A 15,616-nucleotide genomic window follows, 5' to 3' on the forward strand; every position below is an offset into this window, starting at 1 on the left:
AAATAAAAATAATTAATGTTTTTTTAATCAGTATATTAATCTTTGACCCAAGATGCTACTTTGTCTTTTACATCATAGACGCTTGCACCAGGTATTGAAAGGCCGTCCTTGATTTGAGCCCCCTCACAAAGCTTTGCCAAATCCTTTTGTGATGAGCCAAAACCTGACCCTTCATGAGTTACAAAAGGTTTTACGATTTTTCCTGAAAAGTCCAGTTGTTCCAATTGGGTAAACATAGGCATCGGAAGGGTTCCCCACCAGTTCGGAAAGCCAATATAGACTGTATCGTAATCTGCAATGCTTTCAAGAGTTTCTTTTATTTCCGGCCTTGCATCTGCTTGCTGTTCCTTTTTTGCAACGTCAATGCATTTCATGTAGTCTGCAGGATATTCAACTGCAGGTTCAACTTTAAATAAATCCGCATTGTCGATTTCTTGAATATATTCTGCAATGACTTCAGTATTTCCTTTTTCAATATCTTTAAGTTCCCCTCCGAAGTAGTTTTCACCGCTTCTTGAAAAATAAATTACTAAACTTGACATGATAATTACCTCTTAATAATATATTATTACAATCTCCATATATAAATGTTGCGATACTCAACAATTAATATTTTAAAAAAATAAAAAGAATAAAATCAATTATTCTTTAATAGAACGAGCAAGCTCTGCACCTTTTTCGAATGCTTCAGCTAAAACATCCTCATCAGGTACAAACAATACATCCAAAGTGTCAGTTACAGTAAATCCTGCAGTTTCCAAATCGTTCTGGAGTTTTGCAACTGCTCCTCCACCCCAACCTTTGGATGAAAAGATTAAAGCATTTTTCTCACTGCCGGTTCCATTGAAGTTGACACAGTCAAGCCAGTACATCATGTTACCGATTCTTGGGAAAGGCTTGTTCATCATTGTTGGAGCGCCTAAAGCGATTGCCTTGGAGTCCAGAATGTCTGTAATTACATCATCAGGACCGTCTTCCTGCATGAAGTACATTGCAACTTCAACGCCTTCGCTCATTATACCTTCAGCAATCTGGTATGCGAGTTTTTCGGTTGAGTGGTGCATTGTATCATAGATAACAGTGATTTTGTCTTTGCATACTCCTGATCCCCATTCTGTGTATTTTTCAACGATTGGAGCAGGGTTTTTCCATATTTGACCGTGACATGGTGCAATCATCTTGATTTCATTGATTAAACCAGTGTTGGTAAGCTCATCAAGTTTCATACGAAGCATAGGTGAACCTAAGGTTACAAGGTTAGCGTAGTATTTCTGTGCTTCTCTTAAGAGATATTCCAAATCGTAGTCTTCGTCAAACCTTTTGGAGCGTGCTACGTGCTGACCAAATGCATCGTTTGAAAATAATATTCCTTCTTCAGCCAGGAATGTGAACATGCTGTCAGGCCAGTGAAGCATTGGAGCTGAAACAAATTTTAGGGTACGTCCACCAATGTCAAGTTCATCACCGGTTGCAACCGCATTGATTTCCAAATCAGAGAAGTTGTGATATTGAGCTTCTAGGAATTTGATACAGTTTGCGGATGCATAGATTTCAGCATCAGGGTTGTATTGTTCAATTGTTTGTCTTAAGAAAGTGGAATGATCCATCTCGGAATGGTTTTGAACAAAGACATCGATTTTGAATTCTTTTCCTTCCTGTTCGAATGCATCTTTAACTCTTGCATCGAACTGTTCAAACATTCCTCTGTAAACGTTATCGATTAATACGGTTTTTTCTTCACCAAATACAAGATACGCGTTGTATGTGGTACCTGGAATTCCATATCCATGGAAAGTTCTGCTGTGCCAGTGGATTACACCAACCCAATAGACACCATCTGCCATTTTTACAGCTTTTGCTTTCATTTTAATACCTCAAATAATTTAAGTTATATAAATATATATTCTACGTATTATATAAATTATTATATGACAAAAAGAATCGATTTACATATGCACAGCCTGTTCAGTGACGGGGAACTTTTGCCGTCTGAACTTGCAAGAAGAGCATTGAAACTGAATCATGAAGCTATAGCAATTACAGACCATGTTGACTGGTCAAATGTTGACACCATTCCGGCAATTCAGGACGCAATCGATGACATCAACGCAAACTGGGACATTACAGTTGTTTTGGGTGCTGAGGTAACCCATGCACCATGCGAGTCAATCGATGGAATAGCTGCAAGGGCAAAGGAGCTTGGAGCAAAAATCGTTGTAGTTCACGGTGAAACCCTAAATGAACCTGTAACCCCTGGAACCAATCGTGCTGCAGTTGAATCAGAACATGTTGACATTTTAGGTCATCCTGGTTTAATTACCAAAGAGGAAGCTGAAATTGCACTTGAAAATGATGTTTATCTTGAAATTTCCGCACGTAAAGGACACTGCCTTGGAAACGGTCATGTTGCAAACATTGCACGTGAAGTTGGAAACAAATTACTGGTGGATACCGACACCCATTCACCGGACAACCTGATTACATTTGAAAAGTCATACGAAATTGCATTGGGTGCAGGATTAAGTCATGACGAAGCAATGAAGGCTTTGGTTGACAATCCACGTGAACTTTTAAAATCAAAAGGAATATCACTATAACTTCAAAAAAAAACATATTTGGATGACTTTAAGAAAACCTATGTGTGTAAATTCTAAAAATGCAGAAGTATCTTGGTTTTTGGTAATAAGTCATTCATGAAATATAACCATCATCATTTAAAACAACATACCCATCAAAATATTATTGATTTTTATAATAATAATTATTTTAAAACTTTATATTTTAAAATCAAATCTTTACCAAGAGAATATGAATCAACAAGCTCCAGTTTAACGGATTCATCCATAGTGTCAAAGCCATCACCGTCAAAGAAGGTCTTTGCATTGGCTCCTCCAACAACCATCGGAGCGATACAGATGCTTATCTCATCAATCAGACCTGCCTTAATCATTGAAAAGTTCAGGGTAGCTCCTCCTTCAAGCATCAGCTTTTCAATTCCTTCCTCATGAAGATAGCTCATAAGTGATGTCAAGTCAACTCTTTTGTCTCCGCTCCAGAAAAACTTGACTCCGCGTTTTTTTAAGGTTTCATAATTTTCGGATTGAACAAAATCATCCTTGTATGCATTTGCACAGGCAATAATAGTTTTCGCATCTGAGTTTGTAATTCTTGCATCAACAGGAGTTCTGCATTTGCTGTCAACAACAACCCTTAACGGATTGTCATCAGGATTTGCATCAATCTTGTGGACGGTCAGACGTGGATCATCAGCCAAAACTGTTCCGATTCCGACCATGATTGCATCGCATTCCTTGCGGATTTCATGAACCCTTTTGAGGTCTTCCTCTCCTGAAATGTTTGAGCTTCCGGTTGCTGTTGCAATCTTGCCGTCCAGCGTCATGGCTGCATTCAATATCACATACGGCCTCATAAGATACACCCCACATAATAAAACATCTCTTTAATCTTTAAGAAATTGGCCAGTGTCTGGTTTTCAAGCATTCCAGGCATAGTCAATGCCACAAGTATACCCAATACACCAAATACAATTCCTATTGCCCAGATTATTTTTACTGCATCCTTTTCTGCAATAGGTTTTCTTAAAACAAGCCTAATGAGTGACTTGAATCCGACTTCAGGCCTTACAAGTTTTCCTTCATCATTTACCTGTGTAGGCTTTTGCTGGGAACGGTTCATAACTCCTGCTGAGTAGAACTTCAAGGCAGCATCGATAATGTTCGGCATCAATACGATTAATGCAATTAATTTTACCCTACCTATAAATGCAATGCAGACAATGGCTGCTCCGATAATCAGTGTACCAGTATCCCCTGGGAAAATCTTGGCCGGATATCTGTTATAGTATAAAAATGCAATCAAAGCACCCAGCATACTCATTGATATGATTGTTACGTCATATTTGCCGAGAATGATACATGCAATTGTCAGTGATGCCATTGAAATAACACCAAGACCTGATTCGATACCGTTCAATCCCGCAAGCATGTTTGTGAGGTTTGAACCAATTGAAAGAGCGAAAGGTATTGTAATCAGATAGATTATCCCCACGTTAGGCGGTGCGGCCCATATAAGCGGAAGACCAGCAATGAAAAGCAAAAAGAACTTTGATTTAGATGACAGCGCAAGCAAATCATCAACAATACCAATCATTCCGACAAGTAGTATTACAACTAAAACAACCACTAATGGAAATGCCAGGATGTCATGCATGTAAATTCCGGAAAACATACCGAGAACAAAACCGAAAAGTATTCCAAATCCACCCATTTCGGCAACAACAGGTTTCCAGGATTTGTGAATGTCCTTTCCTACAATATCGGCTTCTTCCAGTTTTTGAATAATTTTAGGCATGAATAATCTTGTCATTAAAAAAGAAAGTAACCCACAGATTATAGCTATTACATATAAAGGCAGTTGCGGTAAAAATATCATATTTAATTATTTAATACTCATTATTAAAAAAAGTAATTATTTTTTATTTAAAATGTAATAGACTGTCCTTAACGGAATATCCAATTTGTCTGAAATCTCCTTTGCAGACAATCCTCCATCTTTAAGAGCAATAACTTCTGAATGATCATATTTGCGTTTTCTGTTATCAAAATCCGCTTTGCTTTTTCTTAAAAGGTAATAAACTCTGTTGAGAGTAATATCAAGGCGTTCTGAAATTTCCCTTGCAGACAAACCTTCATCAGACAGTTTCTGCACTTCAAATTCTGCGCCGTTGCTTTTGGATTTGGCTCCCCAGTTGTATTTCTTTTCTACATCAATGTCGAGCTGTTCAAGAGCGTCAATGTATGTCTTTGAAGTTCTTCCATAAACGCTGGGTGAGCATGTAATCTGGGAAAGGTTAGGATATTTTTCAATCAGCTCCACAATCATTGAAGAAGACAATGCCTTTGTTATATGTATTGTTGTTGTATCTCCATCCATATGATCACTTCTTGATTAAATCCAGGAACTTTTTGGATTTGTCGCTTTTCGGGTTTCTTATCTGGTCAATGTGCTTGAGTTCCTTTTTTATTTTAGATTCATTGACGTTGAACGCATTTCCTATCCTTTCAAGTTCAATGTCTGAGTTCTGATGAATCAGAGCGGCTCCAAGGGCAACATGATTGAACTTGATGTTTGAGCTTCTTGACTGCTTTTCAAACTTGAACTTCTCATACAAAATCAAATCCATTTCGGGAACGGGAATAATCTTTATGTCTGTAAAATCATTCAGAATGTCTATCACTTTGGTGTAGGTTGTCTGGAATACCTTTCTCTGTTCACGGTCAAGCTCAACGCGAATATATGGAAACGGTCCTGTAACGATTTTACGTGAATTGTTTGAAGTGGTGAGATAGTATCTGAACATGTCCCACATTATAAGGGCTGAAGATATGTTTACAAAGGTATTTTCATAGATGGACTTTCGGATTTTCAAATCACGGCTTAAAGACCTTTTGATGTTTCCGAAACGGTCGGCGTAATTGCGTTTGATAAATTCCTCTTGAATTTGTGATTCCCTCCATGCCTCAATCGCATTGAGGTCATACTTGTCTATAAAATCAGGAGTCTGATTTTCATAATCGGAAATGATTTCATAATACTTTACAAGCCTTTTGAAATCTGTCAGCCTTCTTTTAAGGATATCATCTTTTATCGCATCAATTATTGATTCTGCATATTTAACATATGAAATCGCAAGGGCTGTTCTTGCATGCTTGTCGTCAATTATAGCCGGCTTTGTCCTGTGGAACCTCAAGGTTTCGATTCTCACATTACGCCCATACATGCGTCTGACTTCCTCTTCGTAGTTGTTAACGTATTCTGAGCTAAGGGAAACGTTTTTTCTAATCAGACGATTGTTCTTGTCCCTGAAACGTATGACAAGAGATATTGTCTTTACGACACCTCTTCGTTCCTGTTTGAGAATATTTAAAACTTTTTTGAAAGCCTCACGTCCGTAATGGGACAGTTCACTCAGAAGAACCATGTAGTTTCCTGAAAGAGGCAGATATGGAATTATCTCTATTCTCTGGGTTGCCTCCTTATTGATTTTGAAGGTGAATGCAGTTGAACCGCAGCTGCATTTTGCATCCCTTCTGCGGTATTCATCAATGGAATACTTCTTATAGCAGGAATTGCATTTCACATAGCCGAACTGTTCAAGATGGCCGATTGCAATCTTGTGGGAATCGATAGCTGATTTTACCCTGTCGAGAATATTCTTCTTGGAGTTGGCCTTCATTCTGAATATTTGGTTGTGACGGCTGTTTTCACCAACCTCTTCAAGAGAAACTTCTGATACAGCCTTTGTACCGTATTTGTTGAGGGATGTGAAAGGAGTGGTGTATCCCTGCGCATCCATATCATCTTTAAGAGATTGTAAATAGTCTAGTCTGTCAACTAGCTTGAAATAGAGACTTTTGAAATTGTCAAAATTATCAATGTCGACTAGGTCGATTGAATCGTTTGCAATTTCTTTTAGGAATTTCTCCGCTTTACTTACCAGGACAGACTCTTCCATACTAATCAAATTTATTGTATTCTTTCACCGATTTCAGCGTTTTCATCAGGGCTGAGCAATGCTCCTGATGCTCCGGTTGCTAAAATCATACCTTCTGATAATGTTCCGAAGAGTTTTGCAGGCTGAAGGTTTGCAACTACACAGACTTTTCTTCCGATTAACTCCTCTGCGTCGTAGAATTTTGCAAGTCCTGCAACGATTTGTCTAGGTTTTTCCTCACCAAGGTCAACCTGCAATTTAAGGAGTTTGTCTGATTTTTCGATTTTTTCAGCTTCTTTTACTTCACCTATTTTGATTACGAATTCATCAAATTGATCTATAGTTACTAAATCACTCATTTTATCATCCTCATCTTCTTTTAAGTTTTCTTTAAGTTTTGCCTTTTGGGCTTCAATTTCTTTATCTTCAATCTTTTTAAATAATGGTTTGGCCTTGTTGATTACATGGCCGGTTGGAAGAGCAACCTTTGCATCCTCCCAGTCATCAAGACTTCCAAGATTCATGATTTCTGCAATTTTGTCAGCCTTTGTTGGAATGAACGGCTTTAACATGTAGGCCAAAGTTTTTGCCAATTGATTGGATAAGTATAAGCAGTTTGCCGCTTTTTCAGGATTTTCTTTAATTGCTTTCCATGGTTCGGCATCGTTGAAATACTTGTTACCTTTTTTAGCTACCTTGAATATTTCAAGCAGTGCTTCTCTGAATTCATAGTTTGCTATGAATTCTCCTGCGGCATCAGGAAGTGCTTCAATAGCTTGTCTGAACTCTTCATCTTCCTCAGTAGGGTTTGCATATTCGGGGATTTTGCTGTCAAACTGTTTTTTGGTAAATACAAATGTCCTGTGAAGGAAGTTTCCGATTACATCAGCAAGCTCATCATTATTTCTTCTCTGGAAATCATCCCATGAAAAGTCTGAATCCTTATTTAAAGGAGCATTTATGGTTAAATAGTATCTGAGCAAGTCCGGTTCATAGTCTTTTACAAAATCAGCAATCCATATTACCCAGTTTTTACTTGTAGACATCTTTTCCCCTTCAAGTGAGAGGAATTCACCTGCATATATCATGTCCGGCAGTTTGCATCCGTATGCTTTTAAAAGACCCGGCCAGAATATTGAATGGTGGTATATGATGTCCTTTCCTATGAAATGAACAACATAGTCGTTCCAGTACTCTTCCCATTTCTTGCCTGACTTTTTGGACCATTGTGAAGCTGATGAGATATATCCTAAAAACGCTTCAATCCATACGTACAGTACCTTGCCTTTTGCTTCATCCAAAGGCACCGGAATACCCCAGTCCATATCACGGGTTAAAATCCAGTCGGTAAGTCCTTCTTCCAACCAGTTGGATGCATAGTTTTTGACGTTTGCAGGCAGATTTTCATTGGATGAGATGTATTCTTTCAGCTCATCTTCAAGTTCTGAGAGTTTAAACGCATACTGGAAAGTGTCTTTGATAACAGGTGTTGTACCGCAGGTAATGCAGTGAGGTTCATCAAGTTCTGTAGGATTCAATGCTTTACCGCACTTTTCACAGTGGTCTCCTCTTGCCTCTGATCCGCAAACAGGACAAAGGCCTTCAACATATCTGTCAGGCAGGAATTTCTTACAGTTCGGACAGTAAAGCTGCTGGATATCCTCCCTGTAGATATATCCGTCATCATAAAGCTTCTTGAAGAAGTTCTGAGCCAGTTCATAGTGAGCTTCATCAGTTGTTCTTGTAAAGTTATCCAGTGATATGTTCATTGACTCTACGTCTTTTACAATCATATCATGGTATCTTTTTGAAATTTCAATCGGTTTTTTGTTCTCTTTGTCTGCCTTCACTGCAATTGGAGTTCCATGTTCATCGGTTGCACAAACTAAAAGCACATCATTTCCAACCATTCTGTTGTACCTTGCATAGATGTCTGCAGGCAGATAAGTGGAACGGATATGGCCTAAATGACATGGACCATTTGCATAAGGAAGTGCGCATGAAATAAATATTTTTGACATTTATCTTATCCCCTTATAATTTTAAACATGATATAATTATGTTACTCATATATAATAAAATTATTATTTTTAACAGTGTTATATAATAAAAAAATAAAATTGAATAAAAATCAATTAACCCAGGCAATAAGATGACTAATTACGAATACAAAACAAAACTGACGGATGATTTTTCCCAAAACTCAAAGCAAAATCACTATTGATTTTGAAAATGAGATATCTATATAATATATAAAATAAAAATTTAAAGACATGGCAGAAGTATCATATATCAACCCATTGTCAAATGAAGGAAGACAGATTGTCAGACAATACGGTGATTTAAACCAAATATTTGATGAAGATGAAACATTAATCGACACAATTATCCATACTGCAAACCAGAAGATATCTGATGATTCCCTGATTCCTAAATCATACGCTGATTATGCAATGAAACGTATTCAATGGGCAATTGAGAAAAAGAACAATAAAAACTACACACAGGCTGAATATGAATACCTGACAAATTCACAGCTTTTCATGCAGGATGTAGTGATATATCATATTTTATGCCAGGCAATAGCCATCCAGTTCAATACAGGTTCACGAGAAACAAGACTCTTTATCGAAAGCCAGGGATCACTTATTCTTGAAAGACTGGCCAAAATCCCGCCGATGTCAAGGGCAGACATCATTGATGAGGTTTTAGATGAAGTGAAAGTTGACGGCGCAATCAACTGGAAGTCATTGAGCGATGTTATTGCAACAAAAAAGCTTAAGCTAACAGATTTATTGATTGACAGCGGTGAAATAATACTGCAGCAGGAAGACTTTCTGGATAAATTCTCAGACAAGTTCACTGACAGAAGCCCTGACAGGATGTATGGAATTCTGATTGGTGACAGCGTCAAGGAACAGATTTTGTCCAGACTGATAATGCAGAAAACCGAAGAGTACATAAAAAGAATCAAGGAAATGTCTGCCAGAATTGAAATCCATCCTGCAATCATCAAAATCGGAGAGGACCTTAAGGAATTCATACCTGAAGAGACAAGCAAATACAATCAGTATTATGCAGGAAGCGGAGGAATATACGGTAGCGTTCAGGCAGGAAAACTGAATCCTGAAGCATTCCCGCCATGCATAAAGACAACCGTTGAGGGCGTATCATCAGGAGGGCGTAACGATGCAATTGTTCTTTTATTAACATCATTCGCTTCATATGCAAGACTTTATCCGAGAATTTTTGCCTCCGATGAAAGCGTGAAGGTATCAGATATGGATCCTGATTTGACAATCACTGAAAATGAAATCCTTCCCTTGATTTTTGATGCCGCAGACAACTGTACACCACCTCTGTTTGAAGACCAGCCACAGGAGAAAATCAACATCATATCAAAACTGGGCTTTGGAATGCACGACAGGGTTGACATCAACCACGAAGGGGAAACCAAATGGTACACTCCGATGAGCTGTGAGAAAATAAAAATTCACCTGCCTCACTTATGCCACCCGGACAAATCCTGCAAGGGAATAAACAATCCTCTATCCTGCTACGGCCGTAAAAAATTCCAACTTGACCAGCAAGCTCCAAAATCGGAATAAATTAAAATATATAAACCCATGAGTGAAAAGGGCAATAAATTCAAATGAACATATTTTGTTTCTTCAATATCAATATCATAATAGTTTTTTCTTGGAAATGCTGTATGTTCTAATGCTCATTCATGCGAACACGTTAAATTTTTTTGTGAATAAATTTTCTATAAACTTGATTGAGAAAACTGAAACGGATTGTGGTCTTCATAGATTGCATCATAATATTTGTTCAGAATGGATGATTCCCACATGTTATAGTTGGCCCGTTCATTTTTTTCAAAATTATATGCTAAAATCCCTATGGTTCGCTCATACTCATCAATATCGTTCTTTTCGCAAAAATCAGAAATTATGTCAGGAATGTATTCGCACGGGTCGTCACTGCTGAATTCCAAAAACTTTTCGTACTCCTCTTTTGAGAAAAATTCCTCCTCATCAACAACTTCCTGGTGAGAATCAATTGTAAATAGTTCAATGTATATGTCTGCAGCCAACGGCAATTGATTAAGCTCAACACCTAAACCATAAACCTCGCCGGTTTCCAGACTCAGTACAGTGTGGCCTGTTCTCTGGCATGCCATCCAATTCTCATAGGCAGGTTTTACAATGTCTTCAGGTGAAAGGCCTGAGAGAACTGTTTTTAAGTGTTCGACACCAATAACTTCAACGAATTCATTCATATGTTTATATTTAAGAGCATATCATAATAAAGTTTTGGACATCACCAGCCACTTTGACATTGAACAAATTCGACAACGGCAATACTTTTTTTGCTTGAACTACCTCAACTTATTGAAGTTGAGGATTCCTAGGTTTTTTATTATATATCGTTGGTAATTTGATATTATCCTAGGCTATCTCCCTCGTCCCATGGGTTCAGACAAAAATGTTAATGTTTTGCTTTTTTAAACTTGGTTATCGTTGAAAAAAGTTTTGATTAACTTTGTCATTTATTAGTTTAGATTTCATTGGTATTTAAAGTTCCTCAGAGAGCATTTGATAAGTAATTTTTTGTGCAATACATCCATGACCTAAGAGGTCATGGTATTCTTGCAATATTTTTGATAAAAAGAAAATAAGTAAAAATAGTGAAAGCAACAAATTACTTATCTTTTAACTTTAAGTTTAACAGTTTTACTTGAAGAGAAATAGTATTTATTTCCAGCAAATTTAATTTTAGCCTTAAAAGTACCTTTTTTAGTTAATTTATTGATTTAAAAGTAGCTTTACCATATTTATTGGTTTTTGCTACATATGTTTTGCCTTTGACTTTAAGTTTAACTGTTACTTTTGACAATGCTTTTTTAAGATTGTTTTTTAAAGTGACAGAATACATCTTTTTCTTTTTAGACAATTTGAATACTTTATTTTTGGCATATAAACTGATTTTAGCTTTTTTGATAATGATTTTAGCATTTGCATTGGATTTAACATATTTACCGGTTCCGGCAAAGGAGATTTTTGCAGTATATGTTTTAGGAACTGCATTTATAAGCAGCCTGATCTGGCCTTTGGCGTCTGTTACCCTATTGTAGATTTTACCGTTTTAGGGAAACGGACAATTTAACACCCCTTATAGCACTTCCGTTGCCATCCTTTAAAGTTGCAGTCAAATATTTTCCTTTATTATATACCATCTGCAAATTCTTCACAGAAATTTGTGTTTTGATTGGAGATAAAACTGTAATGTTGTTTGTGGCGCCTTCGGATGTTTCCGGATTTTCGGTAGTGATTATATAATTTCCAGGTTTCAAGTCAATATCCAAAAGACAAACACCATTTTCATCTGTCATGCCATAATATGCGCTGCCATTAATATCAAATGTAACATTGGAATTTGCAAGCGCATTGCCTTCGCTGTCAACGAATGCGGCTTTGAATTTTAATCCGTCACCATAATATTTTATCAAATCACTGGTTTCGATAGATTTGATTACAATAAAATTATCTCTGAATTCATTTGTTTCAAGATTGAATGTTCTTATGACATACATGCCTGGAAACAGGTGAACATTGAATTGGACAAAACCGTTTTCATCACCGTAAAGATCATGCAGATTATCCAATAATTTAAAGTCGACTTCCCCACCAGGCAAAGTTTCACCATTTTCTCCAATAAATGATACATTATACTGGAAAGAATTGCAGTAGAATAACTCCACATCCTCTGTAAATAATGTCTGTTTGATGATTATGTGCGCATCTGTCTGATTTTTGCCGAAAATACCGTCATATGATACAATTGCATCGTACTCACCGACATCCAACATCAGCACCAATGTTGCCAATCCTTCGCTGGTAACTTCCCTAACGTAAGTATTTCCAGCTATTTGTATGGTTACATTTTCACCTGCCAAACTTCTGCCGTACAGGTCTGTCAGATTGATTTTCAATCCATGAGAATATCCCTTATAAACATTGACATCATCAGATTTTATTATGATACCATAATCTGTTGCATATCCCGTCATATCCATTTCATATGAGGTGTTTTCAATATATGAATGGACCTTGAAGGTTCCTTTAGCCTTTGGTCTGACTTTCAAGGAGATGTCCTTTGTGGAGTTCATGGCCGCACCTGCCAGTACAAAGTATGATTATTTGTATCATAATCATAACTTCCGCAGGATAGCTCTGCATCAATAAACTCTAAATTTTCATCAAGACTGAAAGCTAGGGTGTTTGAACTGTCAATATCATATATTCTGTAGTGAATATCGGTATCCTTACCGACCAATGCGTTTTTCACATTGTCGGCAAGTTCAAATGTCCTGTCAATTTTCTGATTTTTGAATATATGGGTTCCGACATACATCTTTTCCGGAAGTTCCGGAATTTGAGATGGAGGATAATATACTGAATCATAATAGAAATAGGTGACAATGTGTGAAATGTTTAAACCCGCACCATGACCGTTATCATTGGCTGCGAATGTATCTGCACCCCAATACAGACTGTTTCCAACATCATGAGGTTTTATATAATATGAATAGAAATTTCTTTTGTTCCAGCCGGTATCATCATAAAAACAGATTTCATTAATTGCATCTATCGGATTTGAATTATAATCCTTATAGTTACCTCCTCTAAATAAAAAAGGAACGTTTGGAACTACAAGAAATTCGCCGGGATGCAGAATTCCGGTATAAATGCTATCATAAAAAACTACGCCATATCGTCCATCAGGAGATTTGATGAGGAAATGTCCATACTCAAATTTTTTTAAAACATTCTGAACCTGAGTGAGATCTCCCATTGAAATGTTATCGGAAAGAATCATATTCCCTGCTGACGCTTCAATGGATAAGCTATCGTTGTCGTATTGACTGCCTCCCTGACTCATGACCCAACCGGTTTCAGTAATGATGCTGTGGGTAAAATACCTTTGAGGATTGTCAATCTCCTGTCTTATTATATCCATACCGTTCCAGGTCTGATTATTAATCTTCACCCCATTACCGTTAAGAGGAGAATCCTGTCTGAAACCTTAAACCGTTTCATTACCCTCTTCCTGAATAATGAAAGAACAGCAACCTGATTCTTCATCATACAGAATCTCTGAAACTTCTGAACTGTCTATTTTAAAATCTGCAGCATCAGTTTGATTTAAATCACTTGCAGATACTGCAGTAATTGATAAAAATAGAAACAGCAATAAAATTAATTTTCTCTTCATATGTTTATCCCCAGTTGAAAATATTAAACAAATAATAATATTTTAAATTAGAAATTACAAATAAGTTTGTAAAACACACCGGAGATAAAAATTTTTAACAAACAAGTTTTTGAAAGAATTGAACCATTAAATTTTAACCTGACGACCCTTTCTATTTTTGAAAAATATTTTTGCATTTATCATTGGTAGTGTGACCAAATCCTGGGGAAGAAACGGCCCATAAACCTGCTCATCAACACCAACTATGGCATCGACTTCATCAAAAACGAGCATTGTAACCAGTTCAGTGTCTTTGGCGATTTTTTGAGATTCCAGATCATAAAATTCTTCAACCTCATCAGCGGCATTTGGATTATCTTCAATATCTGTGACTACAGGCTCTTTTTTAGGTTGAGTTTTAACTTGGGAATCCCTTATCTGCTTTTCAATTGGTTCCCTTTTCTCATCAACTATAGTTTTGGCATTTTTAATCTCTTCCAATCTGTTTAAAACCTTATCTTCACTTTTTGGAGCCTCATCTGGTGCGTCCAAGGTAGTTGCACGTGTGGTTTCAGGCTGGACTTTGACAGGTTTTTCCTCTTCACCATCTTCTGACAATTTTTCAAGTGAAATGTTATGCCTATGATTTTTTAAAGTGTCAATCAGAGAATAATAGAACTGTTCCTCTTCGGGAGTCAAATTCAGGGGAGTGGTATCGACCAGATCAAATTCAGGCCTTCCGGTAAACAGATGATAAGACCTGTGAATATTCAAAACTGCAGAATTTGTAATTTTGGTTTCTCTTCTTTGACAAATCTCTGTAGCTATGATTTGGGCTTCTTTGAGCATTGCAGGCGCTTTAGAAAATGGATCGCTCATTGCGTCTCTTTTTAACTGGTCCATATATTCGTGAATATCATTATAAAATGTCTCTTCTACACGAGCTAAAGTACCGTTATTACGCTCTTTCTTTTGAATTTTACGCAAGATTTGATAAAACTGATCCACTTAATACCATCTCAAAATTAGTCGGTTGAAATAAAAAAAAGTAAACAAATGAAATTATTCATCTGTTTCTAGTCTAGGAGCAAGCAAGAAACTCAATTTACCGTCACCAGTAACCATATTAAGGGTTAAACTTAACGGCATGTCGGTACCTAAACCAATTTCCGCTTCCTCTGAAAATTTGTCTGCTTTAAGCATTTCTCTAATCTTATCCAATGAGAACAAAGATTTTGCATGTTCGGAGATGTTTTCTCCATGGAGATATTTGATACTGGCATCACCAAATTCACCATCAGCAGATGCAATAAAGTAATCTTCATCAACTTGGAAAGCAATCTTATCAGAAAAGATGTCAATATCGTTGATACAATCTTTCAAGATAGAGAAACGTACTTTAAATGATGTTGGATGTTCAATTTGAGGTGGAACAGGATTATCATATTCCATATCAATCAATCTTATTTTGAAAGTTCTTGTAGCATCACCTTCAAAAGTAATGATGAAATTACCTTCATCCACAGACATTAAAACTCTGTCTTGAGATTTTGCACGTTTGAGAACCCTCATGAATTCATCAGTATCAATGTTAATCTTTTCAGGAACATCACAAATATATTCATCAAATAAACTAGATTTAAGCTCTAAATGAACGAAAGTTATGTGACTACGGTCTAAGGCATCTAATCTCATGCCTTCACTGTCAGTTTGAATCTGTACTTCATCTACAATGGATGAAATCGCATCAAAACTGGTTTTTAATATACTAGAATCACTTAATTCTGCTTTAAACATAAATAATCCTCTATTCAGTAATGATATTATATTTATTTTTTATACTAT

At 36.7% G+C, this 15,616-nt stretch carries 17 protein-coding genes; 3 read left to right on the plus strand and 14 right to left on the minus strand.

The window, feature by feature from the left end; translation table 11 throughout:
* Positions 1 to 35: 35 nt before the first annotated feature.
* A complete protein-coding gene (locus ACKI2P_RS09245) occupies positions 36 to 545 on the minus strand; it encodes a flavodoxin (RefSeq protein WP_407377188.1) in 510 nt (169 codons plus the stop codon).
* Positions 546 to 641: 96 nt separating this feature from the next.
* Positions 642 to 1,865 (minus strand): FprA family A-type flavoprotein, encoded by a 1,224-nt coding sequence (locus tag ACKI2P_RS09250; RefSeq protein WP_407377092.1) that lies wholly within the window; start codon positions 1,863 to 1,865, stop codon positions 642 to 644.
* A gap of 63 nt (positions 1,866 to 1,928) precedes the next feature.
* Between ACKI2P_RS09250 and ACKI2P_RS09255 the strand changes: the two genes are divergently transcribed.
* Positions 1,929 to 2,597, plus strand: a complete 669-nt coding sequence (locus ACKI2P_RS09255; protein WP_407377094.1) for a histidinol phosphate phosphatase domain-containing protein — start codon at positions 1,929 to 1,931, stop codon at positions 2,595 to 2,597.
* 164 nt (positions 2,598 to 2,761) lie between these two features.
* On the opposite strand, the gene ACKI2P_RS09260 is transcribed toward ACKI2P_RS09255, so the two are convergent.
* Genes ACKI2P_RS09260 through metG form a run of 5 tightly spaced genes read right to left on the minus strand, consistent with a single transcriptional unit; the run spans position 2,762 to position 8,535 of the window.
* Entirely contained in the window at positions 2,762 to 3,430 is a 669-nt protein-coding gene (locus ACKI2P_RS09260; RefSeq protein WP_407377096.1) for a 2,5-diamino-6-(ribosylamino)-4(3H)-pyrimidinone 5'-phosphate reductase, read from the minus strand.
* Complete coding sequence (locus ACKI2P_RS09265) at positions 3,427 to 4,452, minus strand: MraY family glycosyltransferase (RefSeq protein ID WP_407377098.1); 1,026 nt, start codon at positions 4,450 to 4,452, stop codon at positions 3,427 to 3,429. Before ACKI2P_RS09265 ends, ACKI2P_RS09260 begins: the two co-directional genes overlap by 4 nt.
* A 36-nt stretch (positions 4,453 to 4,488) precedes the next feature.
* Positions 4,489 to 4,953, minus strand: a complete 465-nt coding sequence (locus ACKI2P_RS09270) for a hypothetical protein (RefSeq protein WP_407377100.1) — start codon at positions 4,951 to 4,953, stop codon at positions 4,489 to 4,491.
* Between the two features lie 4 nt (positions 4,954 to 4,957).
* Positions 4,958 to 6,535, minus strand: coding sequence for a DUF530 domain-containing protein (locus ACKI2P_RS09275; protein ID WP_407377189.1), 1,578 nt, complete (start codon positions 6,533 to 6,535; stop codon positions 4,958 to 4,960).
* Between the two features lie 11 nt (positions 6,536 to 6,546).
* Positions 6,547 to 8,535: a methionine--tRNA ligase gene (gene metG / locus ACKI2P_RS09280; RefSeq protein WP_407377102.1), complete on the minus strand. Its 1,989-nt coding sequence runs from the start codon at positions 8,533 to 8,535 to the stop codon at positions 6,547 to 6,549.
* A gap of 252 nt (positions 8,536 to 8,787) precedes the next feature.
* On the opposite strand from metG, the gene priL reads away from it, so the two are divergent.
* On the plus strand, positions 8,788 to 10,122 hold the full coding sequence (gene priL / locus ACKI2P_RS09285; protein WP_407377104.1) for a DNA primase large subunit PriL: 1,335 nt from the start codon (positions 8,788 to 8,790) through the stop codon (positions 10,120 to 10,122).
* Between the two features lie 158 nt (positions 10,123 to 10,280).
* Here the strand turns inward: priL and ACKI2P_RS09290 are convergent, their stop codons facing one another.
* Complete coding sequence (locus tag ACKI2P_RS09290) at positions 10,281 to 10,796, minus strand: hypothetical protein (RefSeq protein ID WP_407377106.1); 516 nt, start codon at positions 10,794 to 10,796, stop codon at positions 10,281 to 10,283.
* Between the two features lie 521 nt (positions 10,797 to 11,317).
* On the minus strand, positions 11,318 to 11,470 hold the full coding sequence (locus ACKI2P_RS09295; protein ID WP_407377108.1) for a hypothetical protein: 153 nt from the start codon (positions 11,468 to 11,470) through the stop codon (positions 11,318 to 11,320).
* A 16-nt stretch (positions 11,471 to 11,486) separates the two neighbouring features.
* Between ACKI2P_RS09295 and ACKI2P_RS09300 the strand changes: the two genes are divergently transcribed.
* Entirely contained in the window at positions 11,487 to 11,651 is a 165-nt protein-coding gene (locus ACKI2P_RS09300; RefSeq protein WP_407377110.1) for a hypothetical protein, read from the plus strand.
* A gap of 3 nt (positions 11,652 to 11,654) precedes the next feature.
* Here the strand turns inward: ACKI2P_RS09300 and ACKI2P_RS09305 are convergent, their stop codons facing one another.
* The 5 genes from ACKI2P_RS09305 to pcn all read right to left on the minus strand — a co-directional run bounded on the left by ACKI2P_RS09305 (position 11,655) and on the right by pcn (position 15,568).
* Entirely contained in the window at positions 11,655 to 12,686 is a 1,032-nt protein-coding gene (locus ACKI2P_RS09305; protein ID WP_407377112.1) for a hypothetical protein, read from the minus strand.
* Positions 12,683 to 13,567, minus strand: a complete 885-nt coding sequence (locus ACKI2P_RS09310; RefSeq protein ID WP_407377114.1) for a hypothetical protein — start codon at positions 13,565 to 13,567, stop codon at positions 12,683 to 12,685. Before ACKI2P_RS09310 ends, ACKI2P_RS09305 begins: the two co-directional genes overlap by 4 nt.
* Positions 13,568 to 13,603: 36 nt before the next feature.
* Complete coding sequence (locus ACKI2P_RS09315; protein WP_407377116.1) at positions 13,604 to 13,792, minus strand: hypothetical protein; 189 nt, start codon at positions 13,790 to 13,792, stop codon at positions 13,604 to 13,606.
* Positions 13,793 to 13,918: 126 nt separating this feature from the next.
* Positions 13,919 to 14,779: a hypothetical protein gene (locus tag ACKI2P_RS09320; RefSeq protein ID WP_407377118.1), complete on the minus strand. Its 861-nt coding sequence runs from the start codon at positions 14,777 to 14,779 to the stop codon at positions 13,919 to 13,921.
* Positions 14,780 to 14,833: 54 nt separating this feature from the next.
* The gene (pcn, locus tag ACKI2P_RS09325) at positions 14,834 to 15,568 is read right to left on the minus strand and encodes a proliferating cell nuclear antigen (pcna) (protein WP_407377119.1); all 735 of its coding nucleotides are present in this window, start codon (positions 15,566 to 15,568) and stop codon (positions 14,834 to 14,836) included.
* Between the last annotated feature and the right edge of the window lie 48 nt (positions 15,569 to 15,616).

The organism is Methanobrevibacter sp. (assembly GCF_045541095.1).
Taxonomy (GTDB): Archaea; Methanobacteriota; Methanobacteria; order Methanobacteriales; family Methanobacteriaceae; genus Methanocatella.